Origin of the sequence: Pseudomonas sp. FG-3G (assembly GCF_901007645.1) — a bacterium.
GTDB lineage: Bacteria > Pseudomonadota > Gammaproteobacteria > Pseudomonadales > Pseudomonadaceae > Aquipseudomonas > Aquipseudomonas rhizophila.
The window spans coordinates 99,701-125,117 of record NZ_CAAKGZ010000019.1; the positions used below are offsets into that span (position 1 = coordinate 99,701).

A 25,417-nucleotide genomic window follows, 5' to 3' on the forward strand; every position below is an offset into this window, starting at 1 on the left:
CTTCTTCGACCAGTCACAAGACCTTGAAAGCAGGGCAGCGGTCGGTTGTGTAGGACTCGTCTGTAATGTATTCAGATCAATACAAGACGTCATACTAGGTACAAATGAGATAGATTATCAATACTATTTATTTAATTTTTTTTTTGGATTAGACTCCGCTCCGCTGGCGCCATACAGCCTTCGGCCAGCTCAAAAAACCTAAAAATATCTGTCGCAGGGGAGCGGGGCGTGAATTTCAAAAAGAACACAATTGCGTTGGCTGTAGGGTCGGCCATAGGCCTGAGCAACGCTGCATGGGCGGCCGAAGAAGCCGGCACGATGGAGATTGCTCCGATCACCGTGACAGGTGAAAAAATCGACCGCACGCTTGAACAGACCCAGTCCAGCGTCGTGGTCCTCACCGACAAGAATCTGCGAGAGCACGGCGACAAGGACCTGGTGGATGTATTCGCCCGTACGCCCGGTGTCTATAGCCAGGCCGGCAATGAAAACTGGGGTATCCGTGGTGTGCCGGTGTCCGGTTTTGACGATCAGGGCCCAGCGACCCTCAATGGTGCCGTATCCGTTTATGTCGACGGTGCCGTACAGCCGAACCGTGCGCTGACCCTCAGCCCGGTCCCGCTCTGGGATGCCGAGCAGGTCGAAGTATTCCTTGGCCCGCAATCCACCACCCAGGGCCGTAACTCCCTGGCCGGTGCGGTGGTTATCCGGACCAAGAACCCAACTTTCGAACCGAGCTTCTCGGCACAAACCAATGTGGGCAATTACGGTGAGCGCGGGGCGGCGGTGGCCGGTGGTGGCTCTATCGTCGACGACAAGATCGCCGGGCGTATCGCCGTGGACTATGGCGAAGGTGACGGCTACATCCGCAACACCACGCTCAATGACGACGCCAACCCGCGTCGCACCAGCAACACCCGCGGCAAATTGCTGATCCTGCCCAACGACGACACCGATGTCCTGCTGACCTACGCCCACAGCGAGCACCGCCAGGGCGACCGTTCGACCATGCGCGTCAACGGCAAGCCGAGCTACTACGATATCGCGTCCAACACCAAGGCCTTCGACAACCTCAAGCAGGACACCCTCAGCGCCAAGGTGGATTATCGTCTGAACGACGACTGGTCGCTGACGAGCATGACCGCCAATACCAGTACCGACTACAGCAACCGTCTGGACTTCGACCAGAATGCCGTGGACAACGAGGTCGTTCTGCGCAAGCAAGACGGTAACCTGTTCAGTCAGGAACTGCGCTTGAATTACACCTCGGACACGGTGAAGAGCTTTGTGGGTGCGTACTACGGCCACAACAGCAACGACTTCCACGACCGGCTGTTTTTCGATGATGTGCTGTTCGGTACGGTCAAGGGCGATACCACGATCGAGAACAAGGCCGTGTTCGGTGAAGTCAACTGGACATTCGCACCGCGCTGGACCTTGATCACCGGCCTGCGTTACGACCACGAGACTAACGACACCGACGTCGAGCAGGACGATTTCTCCGAGCCCGCCAAAGTCAAAAAGTCATTTGACGCCGTGCTGCCGAAACTCGGCATCGACTATGAGCTGGCCGCGAACCAATACCTCGGTTTCATGGTGCAAAAAGGCTATCGCGGCGGTGGCGTCAACCTGCGTTCCGGTAGCGGTCACCAAGCCTACGATCCGGAATACACCACCAACTACGAGCTGTCCTACCGCGGTTCGTTCTTCGACCAGACCCTGCGTACCCGCGCCAACTTGTATTACACGGATTGGAAGGACCAGCAGATCAGCGTGCGGCAGAACGGTAGCTCCGTCATTGATATCTACAACGCCGGTCGCAGTGACATCAAGGGTCTGGAAGTCTTCGTGGAGAAGGACATCACCGAACAGCTGACCTTGAACGTCGGCGCCGCCGTGACCGATAGCAAATACAAGGACTTCGTCGCTGACAATGGTCAGGACAGGAGCGGCGAGTCGTTCCTTTATTCGCCTAAGTACAAGGCTTCGGTGGGGGGTGTCTATCGCTTCGACGACCGTCTGATACTCGGCACGGACATTGTCTATCAGGGCACCGCGCCTTCGGAGTATGAATTCGATTCAAACGGCAAAGTCACTGGCGAGCGTAAGAGCGACGCCTATGTGCTGGTGAACTTCAACGCCGAGTACAAAGTCACCAAGAACGTCGCTGTGTCCGCTTACGTCAAAAACGCCTTCGACAAGGAGTACGTCACCAACAACCGTAACGACGACATCATCGACGTCGGCGCGCCGCGCACGGTGGGGATGATTTTGCGCTACGACATGTAAAACCCAAAGGCGCGGGGAGGCAATCTCCTCGCGCCTGTCCTGCAACGTATCGGATGTTTGTTTCCAGGCTGTTCGTTCCCTTCCAAACCCAGCCTCCATGGAGGAAATCATGAGTGCTTTTTCGAATGTCACAGCGGGTGGCGCGCAACAGCTGCGCCTGTTGCACACCGGTCTGTCGAGTCCTTACTGCCTCGATTCGACCCCACTGCTGGACCGTCAGCAACAGCAGGAATCCAACGCCCGCAGTTACCCGCGACGCATTCCGCTGGTGCTTGAAAGAGCCCATGGCATTTATGTGCAGGACAGCCGGGGGCAAGTGTTTGTCGATTGCCTGGCCGGTGCCGGCACCCTGGCGCTGGGCCACAACCACCCGGTGATCATCGAGGCCATCACTCAGGTCATGGCAGCCGGTGTGCCGATGCACACCCTGGACCTCATGACGCCTGTGAAGGACGCATTTGTCCAAGAAATTTTCGCTTGCCTGCCTAGCGAGTTCGCTCGCCATGCACGCATCCAGTTCTGCGGCCCGAGTGGGGCCGATGCGGTCGAGGCCGCGCTCAAGCTGACCCGCACCGCCACTGGGCGGCATTCGGTCCTGGCGTTCGAAGGGGCCTATCACGGGATGACCCTGGGTACGCTGGCCATCAGCGGCAACCTGTCACCGAAAAATGCCCTCGGCGCATTGATGCCAGGTGTGCAGCGCCTGCCGTTCCCGCACGATTATCGTTGCCCGTTCGGGGTGGCCGGCGATCAGGCAGTCACGTTGAACGTGCGTTACCTGGATCACTTGCTCAACGACCCTGAAAGCGGGGTGACCGCACCGGCGGCGCTGATCCTGGAGCCGATTCAAGGGGAGGGTGGGGTCATTGCCGCGCCGGACCGCTGGCTGCAGGAACTGCGCCGATTGACCCAGGCCCACGGCATCCCGCTGATCGTCGACGAGATCCAGTGCGGCATTGCCCGCAGTGGCCGGATGTTTGGCTTCGAGCAATCGGGTATCACGCCGGATGTCATCACCCTGTCCAAAGCCATCGGTGGCGGGTTGCCGATGTCGGTCATGGTCTACCACGAGTCGCTGGACGTCTGGCAGCCGGGTGCCCACGCCGGCACATTCCGCGGCAATCAGTTGGCGATGGCGGCCGGTACCGCGACCTTGCGTTTCATCCGCGATGAAGGCCTGGTCCAGCACGCTGAAAAGGTCGGCGCTTATCTGCAAAAACAACTGCAGGCGCTGCAAAACGAGTTCGCCTGGATCGGCGATGTACGGGGTCGCGGCCTGATGCTCGGGATGGAAATCGTCGACCCGCAGGGCACCCTTGATGTACAGGGCCATCCGCCGGTGGACACAGCCCGGGCCAAGGCCTTCCAGCAGGCTTGCCTGAAGCACGGCTTGATCGTCGAGCTTGGCGGGCGCCATGGGGCGACGGTGCGCTTCTTGCCGCCGCTGATCATCACTGAGCAGGAGATCGATTTTGTGGGGCAGATCCTGTTTCAGGCCGCGAGCACCCTCAGCGAAGGCTCCGCGCAATAATCATTTGATCCGCCGATGCGCGCCCGCCGTAACGGATTGTGCTTTGCCGGCGTTGAGATTGAGCGACGGCTACCGCCTAATCTGGCGGTGGCCGCGCGATTCAGCAGCTCGATAGTCAGGCTGTCATTGCACGATTCGTGGCAACAATTTGCTCATGTGTAAACTGACCACCGGGAGCCATGAATCTGGCCAGAAGTGCGTCCCGGTTTTGAGGCGCCCTGATTTTATCAGCCGCACACAAGGCCGATTTTAGCTCCGGCAGGGTTAGTTCGGTGCAGTATGCAGGCGTGCCTGGTTGCTGATGCCATGAACTCTCAAGACTGCCAGCGGCAAGCGCGGTGAACCCGGTATCCTCGACAAGATCCTGCGCGATCGCCTCGGCATAGGGGTCATCCCCAGCCACGGGTAAGGCGATGCGTGTTGAAGACCCGGCTGGTTGGCCTTTGTCGGCAAGAGTCGCTGCGAGAACGGCGTTCCATGCCTTGACGACCGGGCGACCAATCTGCTCGCTTACCCAGATGCTCTCGGGCTTGCCGTCGTCTACCTCCTTGATCGCCCCGTCTCGTCCCGGATAGTAATTGGACGTGTCAATGACGACGACCTTCTCGGGAACATGACTTAACGTTTGGCGCAGATCGGGGTACTTCGCGAAGGGGATCGAGAGGATAACCGCATCCACATCCGACACAGCGTCTTCCTTGGTCACCGCCCGTACACCGATTTCGTTGGCGAGGTCCTGAATACTCTGAGGGCTCTTCGAGTTGGCCAGTTTCACTTCATGGCCGCATGCAGCGAGCTTACGGGCAAGAGTAGCCCCAATGTTGCCCGCGCCGATAATTCCGATTTTCATGTCAATAACCTCCTCGCATACAAACAATATTCAATTACCGTTGCCTGGGTGTGCGAACGTATTAAGTGTGTGGCGAAGATCCAGCAATACTTCAGGTGTCATCCGCACGGTTGAGATCATTCTGTCGGTGGTTTGTATCCCGCAAGCATTTCGAGTACCTCAGCATGTGAACCGTTCGCTTCAGCAAACCGTAGTGGCTTGGCGCGCTCGACGACCAGTTCTTGTGGGGTCGGAGCGATCTCGAGCAGTGCGAAGATTTCATTCAGGAACTCGTCCAAGGGCATGGCGTGTTCGTCATTTTCCTGTCCAAGCAAAGTGGTACGCACTCCCGGTGGCGCAAGCTCGATGACCTCGACTGATGAGTTCTCCAGCTGCACTCGAAGACTTTGAGTGAATGAATGAACTGCCGCTTTGGTTGCGCTGTAGGTCGGTGTCGCAGGCAGCGGGACGAAGGCCAAAGCCGAGCTGACATTGATGATCGTGGCACTGGGCTGCTTGATCAGTTGGGGAGTCAAGGCGTACACCATGCGAATCGTGCCAAGCAAGTTCGTTGTCACGATATCTTCGGCTGTGCTCAGGTATTGGGAATCAGTCAGATCCTCCCAGTGCATGATGCCCGCGTTGTTTATGAGCACGTTCAGATTGGGGTGACTGATCGCAAGCGCTTCGCTGGTGCGCTGGATGGATTGCGGATCGCAGACGTCCAGCAAGACGGATTCAATGCCTGGGTGTTCCGACACGATCTTGTCGAGCAGAGCCTTGCGCCGTCCCGCGATGATTACGTTGTTTCCCGCCTGGTAAAGCCTTAGCGCCAGACCAAGGCCTATGCCTGAGGTGCTGCCGGTAACCAGAATCGTGTTGCCCGTGCTGTTCATAGTAAACTCCAGTAAGAGAACAAAAGCGGACAGCTGTCCACTTGTGTTGAAAATTACCGGACAACTGTCCGCTTTGCAATGCAGCGAAGGAAATAACTTTGCCCAGGAATGACGAAGTGGCGATGCGTTCTGACGCCAAGAAAAATCGAGAACGAATTCTGAAGGTCGCTGTGGCAGAGCTGACGCTCGATCCTGCGGTCCCGCTGAGTGCGATTGCGAAGAAAGCCGGGGTAGGACAGGGCACGTTCTATCGCCATTTCGCCAACAGAGAGGCGCTGGTATTCGAGGTCTACCAATTCGAAATGCAGCAAGTGGCCTCGTTGGCCGAACAGCTGCTCGCCACAAAACCCCCTAAGGAGGCCCTCCGAGAGTGGATGGACTGCCTCGTTGAATATGCAATGACCAAGGCGGGACTTGCGACCGCGATACGGCAAGCAGCCTCTACTTACGAATTTCCTGGGAAGTCGGGATACGCGCCGGTCCAGGCAGCCGCCGAGTTGCTTTTGAGGGCTAATGAAAAGGCCGGAACGATTCGTAGCGGGGTTACCCACGACGACTTTTTTCTAGCCACTGCTGGAATATGGCAAATAGATTCCCAGAGCGAATGGCGCCCACGTCTCGCCAGATTGATGGACTTGGTGATGGATGGTCTATGCGCAGGTAGCCCTGAAAGCCTGAAGAATAACGTGTAGCTTTCGTCCAAACGCAAACCACTACCGGTCATGCCGTGGTTTAAACGGAATGACCGGAGCGCCTTACGGATTATTTTTGCGCCAGCAATGCCTTTCTTGTCGCCTTTTGGTGTTTCATGGCGGCGATCTCACGCTCGCAGGCCTCGACATCGAACGAGTTGTCCCACTTGGCAATGGCGATGGTGCCGATACCGTTACCGATCAGGTTGGTCACGGCTCGCGCTTCGTTGAGGAACCGGTCAATGCCCAGGAGCAAAACGAGGCCGACCAGAGGAATGGAGTGAATGGTTGTGAGCGTTGCAGCCAGTGTCACAAACCCCGCACCCGCCACCCCAGCCGAGCCTTTTGAAGTCAGCAGGAACACGCCTAGCAGAATCATCTGATCCACAAAGGTCAGTGGCGTATTGGTCGCCTGTGCGATGAAGATGGCGGCCATGGTGAGATAGATACAGGTGCCGTCCGCATTGAAGGTGTACCCCGTAGGCAACACCATGCCCACTACCGATTTTTTGCAGCCAAGCTTTTCAAGTTTCACCATCATTCGTGGCAGCACGGCTTCGGTTGAGCAGGTGCCAAGGGTGATGAGGATTTCATCTTTGAAATAACGAAGAAATTGCAGAAGCGGCATGCCCGACCATCGAGCAACCGTACCCAGCACGACCACGATGAAAAACAAGGTCGTGATGTAGAGCGCGACCAGCAACTGGCCGAGTGACAGCAAGGTGCCAATCCCGTATTTGCCGATCGTGAAAGCCATGCCGGCACCCGCGCCAATCGGCGCCAAGCGCATGACCATTGCAACGATCTTGAACAGGCCTTGCAGGAACAGGTCAAGGGTGTTGATCAGTGGCTTGCTGGTTTCACCCATTTGAACCAGGGCGACACCCATCAATACCGAAAGCAGGATGACCTGAAGCATGACGCCATTGGAGAATGCGCCGATGAAGGTTTGCGGGATGATATTGAGAAAGAAATCAATGGTGCCGCCTTGCTCACTGGCAGCTTGGCTGTATTTGCTAATGGCACCTCCATCAAGCGCGCTGGCGTTGATGTTCATACCGACGCCAGGCTTCACGATGTTGACCACAATGAGGCCGACGACCAGGGCGATGGTTGAAAGAATCTCGAAGTAGATCAGCGCTTTCACGCCAATCCGGCCGACTTCTTTGATATTGCCCATCTTTGCGATACCCACAACGACCGTACCGAAAATAATGGGCGCCAACAGCATTTTGATCAGTTTGATGAAGCCATCGGCAAAGGGTTGCAGCTTGGCTCCGATATCAGGCACGAAGTAACCGATTGCTGCGCCGATCACGATGCCGATCAGCACTTGCACATACAGCTGGCCATACCAGCGGGACTTGGAGATTTCCACGGAAGCACCTCATTTTATTGTTGTGATGGGCATGTGGCTCGGCGTCAGTGGGTGACGCCGGGGGGCTGCGGCCTCTTTCAAAGAGACCGCAGATCGAGGTTGATCAGCCTTCGCCCAACTCACGCATCACTGCGTACAAAGCGGACTTGGCCTCGAAGCCAACACCTGGAATATCCGGCAGACCGACATAGCCGTTTTCCACGCGGATGCCGTCAGCGAAGCCGCCGAACGGCTGGAACACATCCGGGTAAGATTCGTTGCCGCCCAGGTGCAGACCCGCTGCGATGTTCAGGGACATCTGGTGACCGCCATGGGGCACTACGCGGCGGGAAGACCAACCCATTTCTTCCATCACCTTCAGGGTGCGCATGTACTCCACGAGCCCGTAGGACAGAGCGCAGTCGAACTGGAGGTAGTCGCGATCGGGGCGCATGCCACCGTGGCGCAGCAGGTTACGGGCATCCTGGTGAGAGAACAGGTTTTCACCGGTAGCCATGGGCAGTTCATAGTGATTGGCAAGCTCGGCCTGGAGTGCGTAGTCCAGCGGATCGCCAACCTCTTCGTACCAGAAGAGGTTGTACTTCTTGATGGCTTCAGCGTACGCAATACCGGTCTGAAGATCGAAACGACCATTGGCGTCGACCGCCAACCGACGGCCGTCGCCAACCACTTCAAGTACCGCTTCGATGCGACGGATATCTTCGTCCAGCGGTACCGCACCAATCTTCATCTTGACGACGTCGTAGCCACGATCCAGATAGCTCTGCATTTCTGCCTTGAGCTTGGTCTGGTCTTTGCCAGGGTAGTAGTAGCCGCCCGCTGCATAGACCCAGACCTTGTCATCGGCCACGCCGTTACGGTAACGGTCGGCCAGCAGGCGATACAGCGGTTTGCCTTCAATCTTGGCGACGGCATCCCATACCGCCATGTCGATGGTGCCAACGGCGACAGAGCGCTCGCCATGGCCGCCTGGCTTTTCGTTGGTCATCAAGGTTTTCCAGATGGCGAACGGATCCAGGTTGTTGTTTTCATGGTCGACGAGCGTGTCTGGATCCGCTTGCGTGATACGCGCCAGGAAACGATCACGCATCAGTGCGCCCTGGCCATAGCGACCATTGGAGTTGAAACCGTAGCCAATGACAGGCTTCCCATCACGAATTACATCAGTGATGACCGCGACAACCGAGCAGGTCATTTTCGAAAAATCGATGTAGGCGTTAGCGATTGGGGAGGCAATGGAAACAGTTTTTTCACGAATGTCTACGATGCGCATGACGGGGTCCTCTTGTTGTTTGTAGGCACACGTTAGGCTTTGCGATGGCACCCGCCCAATGCTATTAATGCCGCACCCTATGCACAGGAGGCATGGCCCTTGGAACTCGTCTGGCTTGAAGATTTTTCAGCGCTTGCGGAGTACGGCAGCTTTGTTCGGGCGGCTGAAGCGCGGCACGTTACCCAGCCGGCATTCAGCCGCAGAGTGCGCTCGTTAGAGAGTTGGATGGGGGTGCAGTTGTTCGTTCGAACGCCTCAAGGAGCGACGCTTACTGAAGCTGGCAGGCAAATTTTGCCAAGTGCCCAAGAGGCTGCCAGGCGCTTGTACAGAATGCGCAACGAGGCTCAAGAGGTTGCTGGAATGGCCGCCAAGTCGCTTCAATTCGCGGCAACTCACTCCCTGTCGTTTACATTTTTTCCCAAGTGGCTGCGAAGCTCAGAGAACGGTGCCCCCATTGAGGCTGTGCAACTGCACTCAGACAGCATGGCTGCCTGTGAGCAGATGCTGATACATGGCCAGGTTCAGTTTCTGCTCTGCCACCGCCATCCCGATGTTCCACCGCTACTGGCCCCTGATCAGTTCATCGGCAAGAAGGTGGGTGAAGACGTTCTCGTTCCTCTTGCGAGTGCCTGCGCTAACTTCGGCACCTCGCCTGCGGCATTGCCGTACCTCGCTTACACCCATGAATCCGGTTTGGGGCGTATCGTCGCGCACAGACTGCGTGGCAAAGAAGATTACCTTCACCTCAAACCACTTTTTAGCAGCCACCTTGCAGCGGTGCTAATGTCCATGGCCCTGGAAAGCAAAGGCGTGGCCTGGTTGCCCAGGAGCCTCACCGAGCAAGAAATACTGGATGGGCGCCTGGTCAGAGCGCTCGACGAAAGCTGGGATATACCGCTGGAAATTCATCTGACCCGTCCAGTAGCGCCACTCAGTCCATCTGCCGAAGAATTCTGGGCCAGGGTGGGGCAGTGACTCGGCGGGTTTTATATGACGCGCTGTGTTGCTCAATAGGGTTTGGGGTTGTGAATCGCCGCTGATCCCTTGCCGGGATCGCGGCGAAGCATTGAGCGTGTCCGCTACTTGTAATGTTGCTCAAACACCGCCAGTTGCTCGGGCCTGATCAGCTGGAAGGGCACCCAGACGTCCGGTTCTACCGCTTCTCCCTTGATCATTTTGAGTGCTGCTTGCACCGCGCTGGTCGCCTGGGCCTTGGGGTCCTGGAATACCGAGGCGACCAGCATCCCGCGCTTGATTGCCGCCAGGCCGTCAGGCAAGCCGTCGATGCCGACAATCGCGATCTCGCCCTTGGCTTTGCCGGCCTGTTGCAGTGCCATGGCCGCACCGATGGCCATCTCGTCATTGTTGGCGACGATGGCATCGAAACGGCTACCCGCCAGCAACCAGTTGCTGGTCAGGTCCATCCCTTTGCTGCGCTGCCACTCGGCACTTTGCTGCTCGACAACCTTGATCCCGGGATAATCCTTGAGCACCTGTTTGACACCTTCGGTGCGGTCGTGGGTAGCGTTTTGCGCCAGGTCGCCCATGATGATCGCGAGGCTGCCCTTGCCGCCGAGCTTTTCGGCCAGATAGCGCATTTGCAACTGTCCGGCCTCAATGTCATTGGACGCCACGGTGACGACGCCTTTGGGCAAGGTACGCTCGTCCGGGTGACGGTTGACGTAGACCAGTGGTGTCTTCGCTTCGACCGCGGCGCGGGTGATGTTGGCCGTGGCAGAGGTGTCCACCGGCAGGACAATGACTGCATCCACTTTCTGATTGATAAAACCCTGGACCTGGTTGAGTTGGCGCACCACATCGCCTTGGGCGTCCTCGAATTGAATCTGCACGTTTTCCTTTTTCGCGGCCTCGTCCAGGCCGTTACGCACGTAGGTCATGAAGTTGTCGTCGACCCGGGCGATGCTGACGCCGATGCGATAGTCGGCGATGGCCCATTGGCTCAAGAGCAATAGCAGGGTGGCGAAAAGCAGTGTGCAACGACGCATGATGGTTTTCCTTTTGTTGTTATGAGTGGTACGTCACCAAGAGCTGAAAATCTGCCGCACGTATTGAGTTCGGCGCGGGCTTCATCCATCAAGCGTGAAGGCCTGCCGGAAACGCTCAAGGGCGATCTCGCTGTCACCGCTGGCCCAGCCTTCGAGGCCGACGACACCGCTGTATCCCATGCCGAACAAGGCCCTGGCAATGGCGCGATAGTGGATTTCACCGGTGCCGGGTTCCATGCGGCCCGGGACGTCGGCGACCTGGATTTCGCCGATGGCGCTGCCGGCGCGCTGGATCAGTTCGATCAGGTTTCCTTCGCCGATCTGTGCGTGATAGAGGTCCAGGTTCATCTTCAGGTGCGGGCTGCCCACGGCCTCGATCAGTGCCAGGGTATCGTCAGCGCGGGCGAAAGGCGTGCCCGGGTGGTCGACTTCAGTGTTGAGGTTTTCCAGCAGGAATACCCGGCCCGCGTCTTCGCCCAGGCGGGCTATTTTTTCCAGTGTCTTGCAGGCGCTCAACCACATGCGGCCGGTGGTCTGGGCAACGGGTTTGACTGGCAATCCTTGATCACCCAGGCCGGTGCCGTGCAGGTTCAGGCTCGGGCAACCCAATTGGGCTGCGACGGCTAGAGATTCCTGGGCGCTGTCGAGCAATTGCTGGATACCCTCGGGATCGGTCAGGTTGCCCGAGATGTAGCCGGTCATGGAGGTGAAATCCGCGCCAGTCGCGACGAGAGCCTGGAGGTCTTTGGTCGTCCAGTTCCATATCTCGACGCTGAAGCCCAGCGCATGGATGCGTTTGACCCGCTCGATAAAGGGCAGGTCGAGAAAGACCATCTCGGCGCTGATCGCCAGTTTGAACGGTATGAAACTCATGAATGAGCTCCTTGTACGCGCACCGGTTTACCCAGTTGGAAGGACTCGATACAAGCGCGAGCAATGGCCAGTGCCGCCCGGGCGTCTTCACCGCTGGCCAGAGGTTTTTCGCCACTGCGTACGCAACTGACAAAGTGGTTGAGCTCAGCCACATAGGCATCACGCAGCAAGTCGGTGTCCATGCGCTGGGTGTCGGCCTGAACCCCATTGGCCAGGTACCGCAGCAGGTCGGAGTCGTTGACGTTGCCCATGGTCAGCATGCCAGCGCTGCCGAACACTTCGCCGCGGACATCGTAGCCATAGACCGCCTGGAAATTCGCCTCGGCCGTGGCGATGGCCCCGTTGTCGAAACGGATCGTGACCACCGCGGTGTCGAGAAATCCTTTGTCTTTGTAGGCCGGTGCGATCAGGGCATCGGCCATCACAAAAACTTCAACCGCCTCGGCGCCCGGATTCAGGTAGCGCAGGGTATCGAAGTCATGGATCAAAGTTTCGAGGAAGATCACCCATTGCGGTGACGCGGCGGGGTTGTTCAGCGCCGGGTCGCGGGTCAGCGAGCGCAGCAGTTGTGGCGTACCGATCCGGCCGGCAACCACGTCCAGATGAGCGGTGCGGAAACTTCTGGCAAAGCGCCGGTTGAAGCCGACCTGGAGTGTCACCCGTGCATCGGCAGCGGCAGCGATGGCGCGATCGGCTTCGTCCAGGGTGATCGCCATGGGTTTTTCACAGAACACACTTTTGCCGGCCCGGGCCGCACTGATCACCAGTTCGGCATGGCTGCGCGCTGGGGCGGCAATCAGCACGGCGTCGATATCCGGGTCATCGAGCAGTTGCTGTGGATCGGCATAGACCTTCTGCACGTCCAGTTCTGCCGCCAGGCGCGCGGCCTGGCCGGGAGTAGGGTCGGCGATGGCAGCGAGGCACGCGCCGGGGATGTGACGGGCGGCGGTGAGGCCGTGAAAACTGCCCATGCGGCCGGCGCCGATAAGGCCAAGGCGGATGATCCTGGATGTACTCATGAACATGACTCCTTTTATTGTTTTTACGACTCGGCGCTAAGAATGTCCTCGTCTGGGGTAAGCAGGGAGCAAGCGCTGTGCCAATAATTAACTGATTGATATTGAACAGGTTTTATTCATAGTCGGTTGAATTGATGTTCATTTTGATTACATGTCTATACTGGCATGTCGAAAATATGAACATATGGCCGAATAATGAACCAGCAACCTGCAGCCTTGAGCGCCGAAGACCGCGATTACCTCACCGCGCTTGGCGCGGCGTCGTTGAACGAAGGGCCCAGCACTGCGCTGGATGAGGCCTGGCGAGCGTGCTTGCAGGGGGTAATCGCTCGCCCTGCCGGGATCAGGCGGGTGATTTGGGAGTCCTGGTTGCGCAGCGTCCATGCCGGCCTTGACCCGGAAGACGGTGAGTACCGTTTTGTCGCGCCCGACGACCTCGCCGCAACACTGGCAGCCAACCGGGTGCTGATCGCCGCAGCGGCGCAGGTCATGCGCGGTTTGCTCGCCTACAACCCCAAGGGCCATATCAATCTGACCGATACCCAAGGCACGACTTTGTACTTTTGTGGCCTGGACCTCACCCCCATAGGCAGTCGCCTGCTGGAGTCGGTACAGGGCACCAATTGCACCGGGCTGGCGATCGTCGAAGACCGTTTGGTCTATGTGCTGGCCGAGGAGAACTTCGGGCTTGGCCTGCGCCAGCGCCGCATGCATTGCGCCGCCGCGCCTATCCGGGATGCCCAGGGCCGAACCTTGGGTATGTTGACCTTGACGGCAGAACCAGGCTGGTTTCATTTCCATACGCTGGGCACTGTCCAGGCCGCGGCCGAGGCGGTCTCGAGGCAGATGGCGCTGCAAGCCTTGCTGGAAGAGCAACAAACCGTGCTTGAAGTGCTCAACGAGGGCTTGGTGGTATTGGATGAGCAGGGCTGCATCAAGGCGCTCAACCATTACGCCCGTCAGTTGTTCCGCGTGGGCCATGACTTGCTCGGCAGTCCCTTCAAGAGCCTGGGACAAAGTGAGTTGACCGATGCCGTCCTGCTTGCCAGCGAGGAGGGCGTACGGGACCTGGATTGCACCTTTGAACTGCACGACCACAGCCATCTGGCATGCCTGGTGTCGGTCTGCCCGCTGGAACAAGGCGGGCGGATTGTTTCGTTGCGCGAAAACCGACGCATTCGGGAAATCACCCGGCGGATCATGGGCACCCAGGCCAGCTACACCTTCGAAACCATCCTGGGCCATTCACGGGCGATTCAGGATGCAGTGCACCTGGCACGGATTGCCAGTCGCAGTGATTCGACCACGCTGATCCTCGGCGAGAGCGGCACAGGCAAGGAGCTGTTCGCCCAGGCGATCCATAATGCCAGCGACCGTTGTGGCGGTCCTTTCGTGGCGGTCAATTGCGGCGCCATTCCCCGTGACCTAGTGCAGAGCGAACTGTTCGGTCATGTCGAAGGCGCTTTCACCGGATCGGCTCGCGGTGGCTCGGCAGGCAAGTTCGAATTGGCCGATGGCGGGACGATCTTCCTCGACGAAATCGGTGACATGTCCTTTGATGCCCAGGTCAGCTTGCTGCGCGTCCTGCAGGAAGGCGAGGTGACACGGGTGGGGGCAAAAAAATCGTTGCGGGTCAACGTTCGCATCATTGCCGCCACTCACCGCAACCTGAGCCAGGCGGTGGCCGAGGGCGCCTTTCGTGAGGACCTTTACTACCGGCTCAACGTCCTGAACCTGACCGTGCCGCCACTGCGGATGCGCCGCGAAGACGTGCCGTTGCTGGCGCGGCATTTTCTCGCGCGTTGTGCCCGGTCGCTCCGCAAATCGACGCAGGACCTTTCTCCCGTGGCGCTGGATATGCTTGGCGCCTACGATTGGCCGGGCAATGTTCGCGAGCTGGAAAACGTCATTGAACGGGCGACCAACCTGGCGATGAGCGAACTGATCCAGCCGAGCGATCTTGCGCTGGAGATCAGGCAGCGAGGGCGACTATCGACGTGGGCGAGCGTCCCTGAACCTCGGACGGCGCCGGACCTTGGCACCCATGAAATGAATGCAATCATTGCCGCCCTCACAGACACGCGCGGAAACATCCGCCTGGCGGCTCAACGGCTGAATGTGTCGCGTGGGGGGTTGTACAACAAGATGAGTCGGTATGGGCTCAAGGTTGATGCGTTTCGTTCTTAGCCGGTGGCGCAACGCTGGCGATGAAACGGACGACCAGTCGCCGCCCGATGGTGGTTCTATGCATCCTTATACTGGCGAGACGAGAAACGCCCGGTCAAAAGGAGCCGGGCGTCTCTGTCACTTGCGATAGAGCACCATCCCGGCGTGGTAGAGGACGCCGTCCCGAAACGTTCCATCGGCAGTGAAGCCCGTGTCGTCCCAGTAGCGGATGTAATCGCCTTCCACCTCGTAACGCCCCTGATAAGCGCTTTCGCGATTTCCGCGAGCCTCGTCGTAGCGCCCATTTGGCAACAGCTCATGGCGAATTTTCCCATCAGCGGTGATCCACATGCCGGTGTAGGGGTGACTGGCGGTAGTAGGTTGAATACGTTGCATGTTCCATTCTCCTTCTGCGGTTAGATCAGCCGAGACGACAACGGCGCTCAAAGCGGTACCGATCAACAATTGGCTGATGCCTTTCATGTTCTGCCCTCACATTTGAACAGCGAGTTCGGATGGCCCTGTCCGGGCCGTCCGGTGTCATCCGTTTCGTGAGTCCAGATTAGGGAGTGGATCCGCTTGGCCGTTATGTCAAAAATGTCGCGGGTTTGCCTGATCCTGTATGGCGTAACCGACACCGAACCGGCTTATCGATCCAGACCAAAGTCAACAGACGCCAGCCGAGGGCATCCTTGCCCGGGGTGTGCAGCGACAACGCCGCATTAGCCCGCGGTGACGGTCATGCCGCCATCGGCCATAACCACCGAGCCGACCATGAAACTCGCGCGGTCCGAGGCGAGGAAGGCGACGATTTCGGCAATTTCCTCCGGCTGCGCGGCACGGCCTATGGGTGCCGCTTCGCCGTGTTTGGCCAGAAAGCCGGGGCCGTCGTCGACCACGTCATTGAGGATGTTGGTCACCACATCGCCGACGCCGATGGCATTGACGCGGATGCCATGTTCGATCACTTCGAGCGCCAGCGTGCGGGTCAACTGGGCCAGCGCGCCCTTGGACGCGGTGTAGGCTGCGATCGTCGCAAAGGCGAAGTAGGATGCGTAAGAGGCGATGTTGACGATTGCCCCGGATCTGTTGGGAATCATCGCTTTCACCGCCTCGCGGCAATGCATGAAGGCCGCGGTGGCGTTGACTGCCTGAATGCGCTCCCAGTCTTCACGGGTCATGTCGATGACAAGCTTGTTGATGATGATCCCGGCGTTGTTGACCAGGATATCCAGCCGGCCGAACTGCTCGACGGCCAGGCCGACCGCGCGCTCGGCGGCTCCGTCTTCGCTGATGTCCGCCACCAGCGGCACCAGCCCGGGACGGGCGAGCTCTTCGACGGCGGGGTTCAGGTCTTCAGCAACGACCTTGGCGCCACGAGCGTGCAGCAACAGTGCGATGGCTTTGCCGATGCCACTGGCCGCGCCGGTGACCAGCGCGACTTTGCCTGCGACTTCGTGGGGGATGCTGTAGGTGATATCAGTCATGATGCTCTCCTGCGTTGCGAGCCGAGGAGACATTCGCCGGCTCCGCGCCCGTGAGGCGCTGTCGTTATCGACGGCTTCACTGTCTCTCAATGTGCATGTTCGGGCTTTCGCAGGCTTGCCTGAACTGTTGGGGTTTTGCTCCAGCATGCGAGGCTCCGGCGCACACGGTCTGTCGCGCAACCTTGCTCATGGCCGCCGCCGCGTTATCCTGTTGGCACCAGTCCTCGTCAGAGGGCTTTGTCGATGGAGCATCCTGTGCACCAACCCGATCCGCAAAACCTCGCCAGCGATGCTCAACGCATTACGGGCGAATCGATGCTGCACTATTTGCCGGGAACGCCGCAGACGTTACCGCCGCGCCCGCAGATGCAGGACGTGGTGATGTTGCGGTTCAGCCATCACAGCATCGTCGAGCCCATCCTGGTGCCCGCGGTGGTCGAGCCTCTGCTGGTGTGGGTGCTGGCGGGCGCGGCTCGGGTCGAGGAGCGCGTTCTGGGTGGGGAATGGGTCGCGTCCGACGTCAAGACCGGCGACTTCTTTCTCACCAACACTGGCGAACCCTACGAGATGCGCTGGCAGACCCAAGGCTGCGACGCTTTTAAGGTGATGCACCTGTATCTCGGCCTGCCATTGATTGATCAAGCCGCGCGCGAGGTACTGGGCGAACACGCCGACCCGGTCAGCTTCCTCGATGTTTCCGGTGCCCGGGATGAACGAATCAGTTTCCTGTTGGAGCAACTGCGCCAGGAACTCATCGACGAGCGCCAGCCCAGCCCCTTGTTTGCCCACAGCCTGGCTCAGGCGCTGGCCGTGCATTTGGTGCGGCGCTACCTTGACCCAAACCGCAGTGCCCGGCGCAACAACGCGTTGCAGGCCTACAAACTGCGCCGCGTTATCGAGGCAATGACCGAGGGGCTTGCCGCCGATTTCAGCCTCGCGAACCTTGCGCGGGTTGCGCAACTGAGCGAGTACCACTTCAGCCGCATGTTCAAGCGCGCCACCGGGCTTTCACCCTCGCAGTACTTCATTCGCTTGCGCATGAGCCGCGCCCGGCATCTGCTGCTGGAGACGGACCGAAGCATCATCGATGTCGGGTTGGAGGTCGGCTATTCGAGCCCCAGCCATTTTTCCCAGGTGTTTCGCCGCGAAGTGGGGGTCACGCCCAGCGTCTATCGTCGGGCATGACGGCTGTTTAAGCGTTTCTGCGGTTTGCAGTGTTCATTCGGATGGTGTGAAAGGCTGCGCCGTTGGTCCGAGTGATCCATGGCTGAAGCCGCAACGGCCTACCAAAAAAATAATTGCGTCAGGCTGTCGATTTCGACCCTTGCCATTCGATTAGTCCGTAGAGCCACCACAAGGGCGGCTTAATCCATCCACTCTCAGGAGACGAGCGCATGCGATTTATGGTGATCGTCAAAGCCAGTCCGGAATCGGAAGCCGGACAAATGCCCAGCGAAGAATTGCTCGCCGCCATGGGCGCCTACAATGAAGAATTGCTCAAGGCCGGGGTGATGCTCGCCGGAGAAGGGCTGCATCTCAGTGCCAAGGGTGTGCGCGTGCAGTTTTCCGGCAAGAACCGGACCGTCGTCGAGGGGCCTTTTGCGCAAACCAGGGAATTGATTGCCGGCTTCTGGATCTTCCAGGTCCAGTCGCTGCAGGAAGCCATCGACTGGGTCAAACGCTGCCCGAACCCGATGATCAGTGACAGTGAAATCGAGATCCGCCAGATCTTCGAAGCCGAGGATTTTGGCGAGAGCTTTACCCCCGAGTTGCGCGAGCAGGAAGAGCGTCTGCGGGCGCAGTTGTCCAATCAATCGTGAAGCCGACTACAGGAGTTGCGAGCATGAAAATCATTCCTTACCTGACCTTCAACGGCCGCTGCAAGGAAGCCTTTGCGTTGTACAAGGACGTCCTTGGTGGCGAGCTGTTTTCCATGTCCTTTGCCGAGGCGCCGGAGGACGTCGGCATGCCCAAGGACGCCGACCTGATCATGCACACCTGCCTGACCGTGGGCAATTTCAGCCTGATGGCTTCCGACTGCCCGCCAGGCCAGCCGTATCGCCAGCCGCAAGGCGTGTCGGTTTCCCTCAACGTCGACAGCGTGGAAGAGGCCGAACGGCTGTTCAATGGCTTGAGTGCAGGTGGCACCGTGCAGATGCCCTTGGCGAAGACCTTTTGGGCGGAACGTTTTGCCATGTTCGAAGACCGTTTCGGGATTGCCTGGATGGTCAACTACGAGGGGGAATAAGCTGCATTGACGTGCGTGAGCCGTGACAGGCAGAGCGCGTTATGCGCCGAAATTCTCGCAGAATTCGGCTACGGGAGCGAAGAACTTGAAGCGTTGCGAATAGCGGGGAGGCGTCAACGGTGATCAACGGTTTCGGGATTGGCATAACCAAGGCGCGTTCGACCTGGAAACAAGGATGATCGACTCCAAGGCTTTACGCGCAACGGTTGGGTTTGTGTCATTTCATGTCTCTGGCCTGCACCCACAGCACTGCGTCTTGCGACAGGGCTTTGCCTTTGTGGGTTTTCGTTGTCCCGATGTCGAGTGCTGCGATACCCCACCACCCGGCGCGGGGCAGGCCAATGGTCACGATGCCTTGGGAATCCGAGTAGGTGCTAAGGGCTTTGAAGGAAGCCTGAGGAGCCGTTATGTAGTCCTGCTCGCCGAAGGCGTTTTTCTCGACATCAACGGAATGGTTGAGGTATTCGATTTCGATCTCGGCGAACGGGACGGGCTTGCCGTCGGCCAGCACCAAGGCGCGGAATACTCCGCCGGTCCAGTTGGCATAAGGTTTGTTCAGAGGCTGGATCTCAACCGGCAACCCTTGTGGTTCTGCCCAGTGACCGGGTACTCCACCCACGTTCACGATCAGCTTGGTGAATTGCTGGATGTAGACACCTTCTTCGGTTTCCAGATAAGGCTCGGGCTCGAGTACGAAGATATGGTCACCCAGTGAGCGCACCAGCTCACGTGGGATCGATGCTCGATAGGCCGTCGACCGGTTATCGCGACTCTGCCACTCGACTGGACGTAAGTATTCGAGCAGATTGATTTTTTCCCCGCCGTGCGCGCTGGTGTGGTTAAAGGCCCGGGGTTCATCCATGGCCATGGTGGGGCCGCCGGAGAAGGGATGAGTGAACACTAGCGCGAACTCCAGTTTTTCCGCACGCTGCAGCGCTGTTTCCTCTAGGTAGAGCATCTGGAAGTGCGCCTGTGCAGCGCCGGTCAAGCCACTGAATGTAGTCGCGGCAATGGCTTGGAGCAGTTTTCGTTTGAACGTCATGGTCATTTTCACCTTGATATGTCGGAGGACTGAATGGTTACGTCATGGCCGGCTCCACCGAGGAACACCACGGAATAGTTTCCGGTGGGGGGCTGGAAGGTGTAGGTGTTGTCCTTGCCGACCTCGCCTTCGAGCAACACCTTGTCGCTTGGGTTTTGGATATGGATTTTTCTGCCGGCGGCCGAGCTGCCATCGGTGAACCCGGCCTCGCACTTCACCTGGTCATCGCGCTCGATGTAGCAGTCGAGCACGGGCCCATGGGCCAACGCTGTCTGGCAGAGCAAGAGGGTGCCTGCCATCGATATTCGAATGGTTGAAGTTATGTGGCTCATAGGATCTTTGGTCTCAGCGCACGAGGTTGATCATGGGATGGCGATTGATCATCGCCGCTTGTAGTGTCGTTGCCAGCCGGGGAGAAGGCCGCCAGCAACGCCTCCAGGTTCGAGCGCAGAAGTGCGATGTAGTCGCCGGCTGCGTCGGCGAGTTCTCCCGGGTTGCCGGTGTCCAGTAGCAGCAACCGTGCGCCGCCGTCCTGGATGGCCCTGGCGATCTTTTCATCCGGTATCCACTTGTGGACCACTACGCGGATGTCACGCTCGCGCAGGTATCGGGTCAGTGCGGTGCGATCGGCGTCGCTCCAGTCAAGGTCCTGGCGCACGAACCAGCCGTCGACAAAGATGCCGAACTCGCCAAACAGGTAGGTGAACTCGTTCGCCAGCGACAGCACGCGCACATCCGGCAGCGCTACCATCCGCGCGCCGTAGTCGGCCTTGAGCCGGCGCAGGCGGCTTTCAAGTGCGGCGAGGTTGCTCTCGATTCGAGGCGCATCGGCGGGGGACAGGCGTGTCAGGTCGGCAGCGATCAGCGCCGACATGCGCATGCCGTTGACGGGACCGAGCCAGGCGTAGGGCGACGGGCCGCTGTCGATGTTGCTCGCGACGGCCCAGGGCACGTCGTTCGGTGGCACGCGCATCACGGCCACGCCGGGCTTGATCGTGTCCCATGAACGCGAGGCATCGATCTCGATGATGCGCAGGTTGTGGCGCCGGGCCGTTGCATACAATGGGTCCGCACGCCAGAGATGACTCAGGGTCACCACGGCGTCGGCTTGCTGGAACACGGCCGGATCGAGACGCGACAGCGCATTGGCCAGGCTCTCCATGGGTACGGGGCTGTCCGGCGGTAGCCGCATGACCTGGATGAGCGTGCCTTCGCTGAGCGCCGACGTAAGTGCGTACACCGCCGGCAGCGCAACGAGCACCCGCTGGCGGCCGGTATCGGCAAAGACCGGAAACTGGGTGCCCAGCAGCAGGGCCAACACCGCCAGCCAGGATCTACGTGACAGGCAAAGCCATTTCATACGCTGGTCCCTCTGAATCGCGACGAGGTCGCACGGATGATGGTGGTCAAGACAAACACCAGAGCGGCGACCAGCACGATCGCACCGCCGGTCGGCACCGGGATGTGGAATTGCATAGGCGCCAGGATGCCGACCACGCAGGAAAACGTCGCAATCAGGATGGCCAGCGTGACCAGTGCCGCAAGTGAGCGGGTGACGTTGCGGGCCGCCGCGGCGGGTATCAGCAGAAGGGCCTCGACCAATACCGCACCGATGATTTTCAGGCAGGCCACCGTCACCAGAGTGACCAACACCACAAACAGGTACTCGACGCTGCGCACCGGCACGCCGCGCGCATGTGCCAGGCTCGGATTGAGGCTGGACAGCAACATGCCGTTGTACAGGGGCAGCCCGATGAGGGCGCAAATGACCGTTACGCCGAGCAGCACATTCATGTCGGTGTGGTCCACGGCCAAGATGGAGCCGAACAGCACGCTTTCCATCACGTGGGTGTTGATCTTCGCCGACACAAACAGCAGCAACGAGGCGCCGACTGCCAGCGAAATGGACAGGAACACCCCGATCAGTGTGTCGTTGGCCAGCGTCGTGCGGTGCTGGGTGTATTTCAGCGTCAGCGCAAACAGCAGGCAGAAGCCGAACATCGATAGGTAAGGAGAGGTATAGGACTCGCCAATCAGCACGCCAATGGCAACGCCAGTCATCGCAGCATTGCCAACGGACTGGCTGAAGAAAGCCATGCGTTTGATCATCACCATTGAGCCCAGCACACCCAACAAGGGTCCGATCAGAACGGCGCACATCAGCGCATTGATCACGAACTCGTATTCGAACGGTTGCGGCAGCATCTGGCGCGCGGCGAGCGTCTGGAGGTGATCGCGGATGAAGTCGTACAAGGCACTCATCGAATATCCTCCAGTCGGCAGTCGATCTGATCGGCCGGGCCATGAAACAGCACCCTTTGATTGATAACGGTCACGGACTGGGCGATACGCCTGACCTGTTCGAGATCGTGGTTGATCCACAGGACGGTGACGCCGCAGTCGTGCAACTCGGCCACCAATGCTTCCACCAGGCGCACACCGGCCTCGTCGATACCGGCGGTGGGTTCATCGAGGACCAGCAGCCACGGCGCGGGGCTGATCGCCTGGGCCAGCAGCACGCGCTGGCGCTGCCCACCGGACAGGCTGCCAAATGGTTTTGTGCCTATTCCGGCCACACCGGTACGCGCCAGGGCCTCGGCCTGCGCCGCCCTGGCGGAGCGACTTGAGCCCAGGAAAGCCGGCCGGCGTTGAGTGAGCAGTGCCATCACATCGTTGACCGTCATCGGCACGTTGCGGTCGAAATCCAGCAGTTGCGGCACGTAGCCCACCGGCTTGGCGACACCCTCGAAGCGGATAACCCCGGAATGCGGCATCTGGCCCAGCAGCGCGCGCACAAGTGAGGTCTTGCCCCCTCCGTTCGGGCCGACCAGGCAGTGCAGCGCACCGGCTTCCACCCGAAAGCTCACCGCATCGAGCACCTGTGTACCGCCCAGTTGCAGCGAGACGTTATCGAACATCACGGCAGGTCCGCGCATCGCTTGATCCTTCTTCATCGTTGCGTGAACTCGACGGCTTCGGCCAACGTTTCAAGGTTTTCGCCTATGGCTACCTCGAATTCGTCCGCGCTGTAGGTGCTGCCGGTGATGTGGGACAGGGTGAAGACTTTTACTCCGGTGGCTGCTTCAATCGGTTTGGCCAGATCCATGGAAAAGTTCTTTTCGGCGAAAAGCACCCTTACATTGGCCTTCCTGATGGTGTCGATCGTGGTGGCCAACTGGCGCGCAGTCGGCGCCACACCGTGACGCGGCTCAATCACGGCGCTCACAAACAGGCCGAACTCTTGCATCATGTAGTCGTAACCGCCGTGCAACGTCGCGCAACGAAACGGCGAAAGATCCAGCGCGGCAAAGCGACTCATGAAGCGCGCGCGCAGGGCGCGGATCCGTCCGGCATACGCCAGGGCGTTCTGCCTATAGGCCGCCGCGTTGTCCGGATCGCGCTCGCCCAGGCGGCGGGCGATCTCGAACACCTGTTGTATCGCCGCCGTGGTGGAGACGAAGGTATGTGGGTTCACCACCTTGACGCCGCCCTGGTCGCCGCCGATGGGAATGAGTGCCACCGAGGCATTGGCCTGAATGATCGGCAGCGTCTCGCGACGGCCGGCGGCCTTGATGATCTCGAAGGCCCATTCATCGTGGCCAATGCCGTTGACTACCAGCACATCGATGTTCATCGCGCGGGTAATGTCGTCGGGTTGCGGCTGGTAATTATGCGGATTGGCCTGCGCCGGGATCAGCGCAACGACGTCCGCCCGATCACCAACAATGTTGGCCACGAAGCTGTAGTAGGGATGCAATGTGACGCCGACTTTGAGCCGCTTGCCGGCGGGGTGTTCCGGGCTGGCGCAGGCGATGGCGGGGATCAGCAGCAGCAACGCCAGGCAACGGCGCAACAGTGTGCGGTGTTTTATAAAGGCATTCATGGCTGGGTTCCTTTTACGCGTTCGATTTCACTGGTGCCGTCGTAAGGAATGACTTGTCGCCAGCCGTCGCCGACCAGCGACTCGGCCTTGACGATGGAGGGGTAGGGCGCGTTCGGATTGGGATGGATCCAGATCGTCGCCTGGTTGGCCCACATCACCCCGGCATGGGCATGACCGATGACGAGCAGGTAGGCGCTCTGGCCCGGCACACTGCCGCCGGAGCCGTAATAGACCGTGGCGCCCTGGCCCTGAGTGGCTTGCGACACCTCGCTGGAGGGGAGAGGCGCGGGAACCGCGGCGGCGTCGGCATGGGCGTCGTTGTCGGTGTGTTTGTCGGCAGACTGCCTATGGGACAGGTGGGTACCGGGCAGGATCAGTTGCCAGTGCACCTGACCATTGGCCTTCCAGAATGCGTCCCGATAGAAGGGCGGCAGCACAAGCTCTTGGGCACGATCCAGGGTGATCCAGCCGCCGGTGTCGTTGTTGTTCCAGATGATTTCTTCACCGGCAGGCAACAGCGCACTATGGATGGCCTGATCGACCGAACTCAGGCCATCGAAGGAACGCACCTGCCAGCTCAGCGCGGTGGGTGGGCCGACTTTCTGTGGCCGCAACAACATATAACCGGCCACGCTGGCGATGATGATCAGTGCAGCAAGCAGCATGCCCGCGGTTTCCCATCGGCCGGAGCGCGGGTGCACAAGCGTGAATGCACTGCTGGCGGCATCGCCGGGTGTGCCGTTGGGGTGGTGCCTGCGTGGCGATAGCCGGGCCATCAGATAAACGCAATCCAGCGGCCAAGGCAGATCACGCCGATCCACAACGCCATCGAACTGAACCCGGCGATACGCGCCTGGCCGGGGGGTGGCAGCACGGCGTCCCATTCGTCGATGCGGCGAAAGGCGCCCAGATGGAATATCACCATGTTCAGGCCCGCCAGCATCAACACGCCCATCTTCCACAGGAACACGGAGTTCTGCGCATAGGTGATGGCATTGGCGGCAAACATGAGCGAACCGGTGATCACGCACGCCACGAAGGCAGCCCAGGTGTACGGCAGCAGCTCCCGGATCAGCCTTCGCGCGCTGCTGCGGTGGGAGGCAATGCCGAGCAGGCGCAAGTCCACCACTGCGATACTCCCGAACACCAGGGCGATGCCGATCACATGCACCGATTCCAGGGCCGGAAAAGCCGTGTCCGATTCACGGACAAAGGTGGCGAGCGAACTGGCCTCGATGGCTTGCAGTATTGATTGAATGTCCATGACGGATACCTGAGAACAGGGTTGAAAACGTTTAAATCGAGTAGGCGATCCAGCGACCGCAGATGATCACGACGCACCACAAGGCGATCGACAGCCAGACCAGCGCCTTGACCGGCGGCTTGTCGTCGTCACTGTGTGCGGGGACGGCAGGGCGCAGAAAGGGTCGCCGCAGCCGCCAGGCCAGGGTGAACGCGCCGATGACCAGGGCCATCTTCAGCCAGAACGTGTTGTTGAGGAGAACGCGGTCCGGTTCGCCGATGGCCATGATCAACCCCGTGGCAAGCAGGACGACAAGCGCATTGCGCATCCACGGGTAGTAGCGTTGAACCACGCCGCGCAAAGGCTCGTCCGTGGCGAGTACGCCGGCCAGGCGCAGGTCGGAAATGACGGCGGAGCCGAAGATCACCGCGATGGCAATGATATGAATGCTCTGCACAGTGGGCACCACCCAGAGCAAGTCCCTGATGGCGGTGCTCACCGGTGTCGCATAGAGCCAGGCAATGACAGGTATGGAGGACATTTGTTGCTCTCCCGCAGGGTC

The 25,417-nt window shown here is 59.5% G+C and carries 26 protein-coding genes; 8 read left to right on the forward strand and 18 right to left on the reverse strand.

The window, feature by feature from the left end; translation table 11 throughout:
- The first annotated feature begins 228 nt into the window (after positions 1–228).
- The gene (locus PSEUDOMOFG3G_RS09535; RefSeq protein WP_139049753.1) at positions 229–2,289 is read left to right on the forward strand and encodes a TonB-dependent receptor; all 2,061 of its coding nucleotides are present in this window, start codon (positions 229–231) and stop codon (positions 2,287–2,289) included.
- Positions 2,290–2,398: 109 nt separating this feature from the next.
- Positions 2,399–3,820 carry a diaminobutyrate--2-oxoglutarate transaminase gene (locus PSEUDOMOFG3G_RS09540; RefSeq protein WP_139049754.1) on the forward strand — a complete coding sequence of 474 codons (1,422 nt, stop codon included), beginning with the start codon at positions 2,399–2,401 and terminating at the stop codon, positions 3,818–3,820.
- A gap of 115 nt (positions 3,821–3,935) precedes the next feature.
- Here the strand turns inward: PSEUDOMOFG3G_RS09540 and PSEUDOMOFG3G_RS09545 are convergent, their stop codons facing one another.
- Positions 3,936–4,676 (reverse strand): NADPH-dependent F420 reductase, encoded by a 741-nt coding sequence (locus PSEUDOMOFG3G_RS09545; RefSeq protein ID WP_257220704.1) that lies wholly within the window; start codon positions 4,674–4,676, stop codon positions 3,936–3,938.
- Between the two features lie 110 nt (positions 4,677–4,786).
- On the reverse strand, positions 4,787–5,545 hold the full coding sequence (locus PSEUDOMOFG3G_RS09550) for an SDR family oxidoreductase (RefSeq protein WP_139049755.1): 759 nt from the start codon (positions 5,543–5,545) through the stop codon (positions 4,787–4,789).
- Between the two features lie 122 nt (positions 5,546–5,667).
- Here PSEUDOMOFG3G_RS09550 and PSEUDOMOFG3G_RS09555 point away from each other — a divergent pair, with 122 nt between their 5' ends.
- Positions 5,668–6,237, forward strand: coding sequence for a TetR/AcrR family transcriptional regulator (locus PSEUDOMOFG3G_RS09555; protein ID WP_047225855.1), 570 nt, complete (start codon positions 5,668–5,670; stop codon positions 6,235–6,237).
- A 70-nt stretch (positions 6,238–6,307) separates the two neighbouring features.
- On the opposite strand, the gene dctA is transcribed toward PSEUDOMOFG3G_RS09555, so the two are convergent.
- Together dctA and PSEUDOMOFG3G_RS09565 are read right to left on the reverse strand one after the other, a co-directional pair.
- A complete protein-coding gene (gene dctA / locus PSEUDOMOFG3G_RS09560) occupies positions 6,308–7,615 on the reverse strand; it encodes a C4-dicarboxylate transporter DctA (RefSeq protein WP_076384140.1) in 1,308 nt (435 codons plus the stop codon).
- A 103-nt stretch (positions 7,616–7,718) separates the two neighbouring features.
- On the reverse strand, positions 7,719–8,888 hold the full coding sequence (locus tag PSEUDOMOFG3G_RS09565; RefSeq protein WP_047225527.1) for a mandelate racemase/muconate lactonizing enzyme family protein: 1,170 nt from the start codon (positions 8,886–8,888) through the stop codon (positions 7,719–7,721).
- 99 nt (positions 8,889–8,987) lie between these two features.
- Between PSEUDOMOFG3G_RS09565 and PSEUDOMOFG3G_RS09570 the strand changes: the two genes are divergently transcribed.
- Positions 8,988–9,863 (forward strand): LysR family transcriptional regulator, encoded by an 876-nt coding sequence (locus PSEUDOMOFG3G_RS09570; RefSeq protein WP_047225528.1) that lies wholly within the window; start codon positions 8,988–8,990, stop codon positions 9,861–9,863.
- 104 nt (positions 9,864–9,967) lie between these two features.
- Here PSEUDOMOFG3G_RS09570 and PSEUDOMOFG3G_RS09575 read toward each other — a convergent pair whose 3' ends face one another.
- From PSEUDOMOFG3G_RS09575 to PSEUDOMOFG3G_RS09585, 3 genes are all read right to left on the reverse strand, one after another.
- Positions 9,968–10,894 carry a sugar ABC transporter substrate-binding protein gene (locus PSEUDOMOFG3G_RS09575; RefSeq protein ID WP_139049756.1) on the reverse strand — a complete coding sequence of 309 codons (927 nt, stop codon included), beginning with the start codon at positions 10,892–10,894 and terminating at the stop codon, positions 9,968–9,970.
- Positions 10,895–10,975: 81 nt separating this feature from the next.
- Positions 10,976–11,767, reverse strand: coding sequence for a TIM barrel protein (locus PSEUDOMOFG3G_RS09580; protein ID WP_139049757.1), 792 nt, complete (start codon positions 11,765–11,767; stop codon positions 10,976–10,978).
- Positions 11,764–12,786, reverse strand: coding sequence for a Gfo/Idh/MocA family oxidoreductase (locus PSEUDOMOFG3G_RS09585; protein ID WP_047225856.1), 1,023 nt, complete (start codon positions 12,784–12,786; stop codon positions 11,764–11,766). Before PSEUDOMOFG3G_RS09585 ends, PSEUDOMOFG3G_RS09580 begins: the two co-directional genes overlap by 4 nt.
- Before the next feature lie 195 nt (positions 12,787–12,981).
- On the opposite strand from PSEUDOMOFG3G_RS09585, the gene PSEUDOMOFG3G_RS09590 reads away from it, so the two are divergent.
- The gene (locus PSEUDOMOFG3G_RS09590) at positions 12,982–14,973 is read left to right on the forward strand and encodes a sigma-54-dependent Fis family transcriptional regulator (RefSeq protein WP_139049758.1); all 1,992 of its coding nucleotides are present in this window, start codon (positions 12,982–12,984) and stop codon (positions 14,971–14,973) included.
- A gap of 117 nt (positions 14,974–15,090) precedes the next feature.
- On the opposite strand, the gene PSEUDOMOFG3G_RS09595 is transcribed toward PSEUDOMOFG3G_RS09590, so the two are convergent.
- A complete protein-coding gene (locus PSEUDOMOFG3G_RS09595; RefSeq protein ID WP_139049759.1) occupies positions 15,091–15,348 on the reverse strand; it encodes an Atu4866 domain-containing protein in 258 nt (85 codons plus the stop codon).
- Positions 15,349–15,674: 326 nt separating this feature from the next.
- Positions 15,675–16,439 (reverse strand): SDR family NAD(P)-dependent oxidoreductase, encoded by a 765-nt coding sequence (locus PSEUDOMOFG3G_RS09600; protein ID WP_107322853.1) that lies wholly within the window; start codon positions 16,437–16,439, stop codon positions 15,675–15,677.
- Positions 16,440–16,682: 243 nt separating this feature from the next.
- Between PSEUDOMOFG3G_RS09600 and PSEUDOMOFG3G_RS09605 the strand changes: the two genes are divergently transcribed.
- The 3 genes from PSEUDOMOFG3G_RS09605 to PSEUDOMOFG3G_RS09615 all read left to right on the forward strand — a co-directional run bounded on the left by PSEUDOMOFG3G_RS09605 (position 16,683) and on the right by PSEUDOMOFG3G_RS09615 (position 18,687).
- Positions 16,683–17,624 carry a helix-turn-helix domain-containing protein gene (locus PSEUDOMOFG3G_RS09605; protein WP_373685069.1) on the forward strand — a complete coding sequence of 314 codons (942 nt, stop codon included), beginning with the start codon at positions 16,683–16,685 and terminating at the stop codon, positions 17,622–17,624.
- 209 nt (positions 17,625–17,833) lie between these two features.
- Positions 17,834–18,259: a YciI family protein gene (locus PSEUDOMOFG3G_RS09610; protein ID WP_139049760.1), complete on the forward strand. Its 426-nt coding sequence runs from the start codon at positions 17,834–17,836 to the stop codon at positions 18,257–18,259.
- Between the two features lie 23 nt (positions 18,260–18,282).
- Positions 18,283–18,687 (forward strand): VOC family protein, encoded by a 405-nt coding sequence (locus PSEUDOMOFG3G_RS09615; RefSeq protein ID WP_139049761.1) that lies wholly within the window; start codon positions 18,283–18,285, stop codon positions 18,685–18,687.
- A gap of 217 nt (positions 18,688–18,904) precedes the next feature.
- On the opposite strand, the gene PSEUDOMOFG3G_RS09620 is transcribed toward PSEUDOMOFG3G_RS09615, so the two are convergent.
- Genes PSEUDOMOFG3G_RS09620 through PSEUDOMOFG3G_RS09660 form a run of 9 tightly spaced genes read right to left on the reverse strand, consistent with a single transcriptional unit; the run spans position 18,905 to position 25,396 of the window.
- Positions 18,905–19,729: a DUF4198 domain-containing protein gene (locus PSEUDOMOFG3G_RS09620; protein WP_139049762.1), complete on the reverse strand. Its 825-nt coding sequence runs from the start codon at positions 19,727–19,729 to the stop codon at positions 18,905–18,907.
- 8 nt (positions 19,730–19,737) lie between these two features.
- Positions 19,738–20,028: a hypothetical protein gene (locus PSEUDOMOFG3G_RS09625; RefSeq protein WP_139049763.1), complete on the reverse strand. Its 291-nt coding sequence runs from the start codon at positions 20,026–20,028 to the stop codon at positions 19,738–19,740.
- 29 nt (positions 20,029–20,057) lie between these two features.
- Positions 20,058–21,089, reverse strand: coding sequence for a metal ABC transporter solute-binding protein, Zn/Mn family (locus PSEUDOMOFG3G_RS09630; protein WP_257220702.1), 1,032 nt, complete (start codon positions 21,087–21,089; stop codon positions 20,058–20,060).
- Complete coding sequence (locus PSEUDOMOFG3G_RS09635) at positions 21,086–21,991, reverse strand: metal ABC transporter permease (RefSeq protein WP_139049764.1); 906 nt, start codon at positions 21,989–21,991, stop codon at positions 21,086–21,088. Before PSEUDOMOFG3G_RS09635 ends, PSEUDOMOFG3G_RS09630 begins: the two co-directional genes overlap by 4 nt.
- Positions 21,988–22,665 carry a metal ABC transporter ATP-binding protein gene (locus PSEUDOMOFG3G_RS09640; protein ID WP_256677107.1) on the reverse strand — a complete coding sequence of 226 codons (678 nt, stop codon included), beginning with the start codon at positions 22,663–22,665 and terminating at the stop codon, positions 21,988–21,990. Before PSEUDOMOFG3G_RS09640 ends, PSEUDOMOFG3G_RS09635 begins: the two co-directional genes overlap by 4 nt.
- A 14-nt stretch (positions 22,666–22,679) precedes the next feature.
- Positions 22,680–23,612 (reverse strand): metal ABC transporter solute-binding protein, Zn/Mn family, encoded by a 933-nt coding sequence (locus PSEUDOMOFG3G_RS09645; protein ID WP_139049766.1) that lies wholly within the window; start codon positions 23,610–23,612, stop codon positions 22,680–22,682.
- A complete protein-coding gene (locus tag PSEUDOMOFG3G_RS09650) occupies positions 23,609–24,388 on the reverse strand; it encodes a DUF6162 family protein (protein WP_139049767.1) in 780 nt (259 codons plus the stop codon). Before PSEUDOMOFG3G_RS09650 ends, PSEUDOMOFG3G_RS09645 begins: the two co-directional genes overlap by 4 nt.
- A complete protein-coding gene (locus tag PSEUDOMOFG3G_RS09655) occupies positions 24,388–24,876 on the reverse strand; it encodes a DUF6644 family protein (RefSeq protein WP_139049768.1) in 489 nt (162 codons plus the stop codon). The genes PSEUDOMOFG3G_RS09650 and PSEUDOMOFG3G_RS09655 overlap by 1 nt, the downstream gene beginning before the upstream one ends.
- A 31-nt stretch (positions 24,877–24,907) precedes the next feature.
- A complete protein-coding gene (locus tag PSEUDOMOFG3G_RS09660) occupies positions 24,908–25,396 on the reverse strand; it encodes a DUF6644 family protein (protein WP_139049769.1) in 489 nt (162 codons plus the stop codon).
- Between the last annotated feature and the right edge of the window lie 21 nt (positions 25,397–25,417).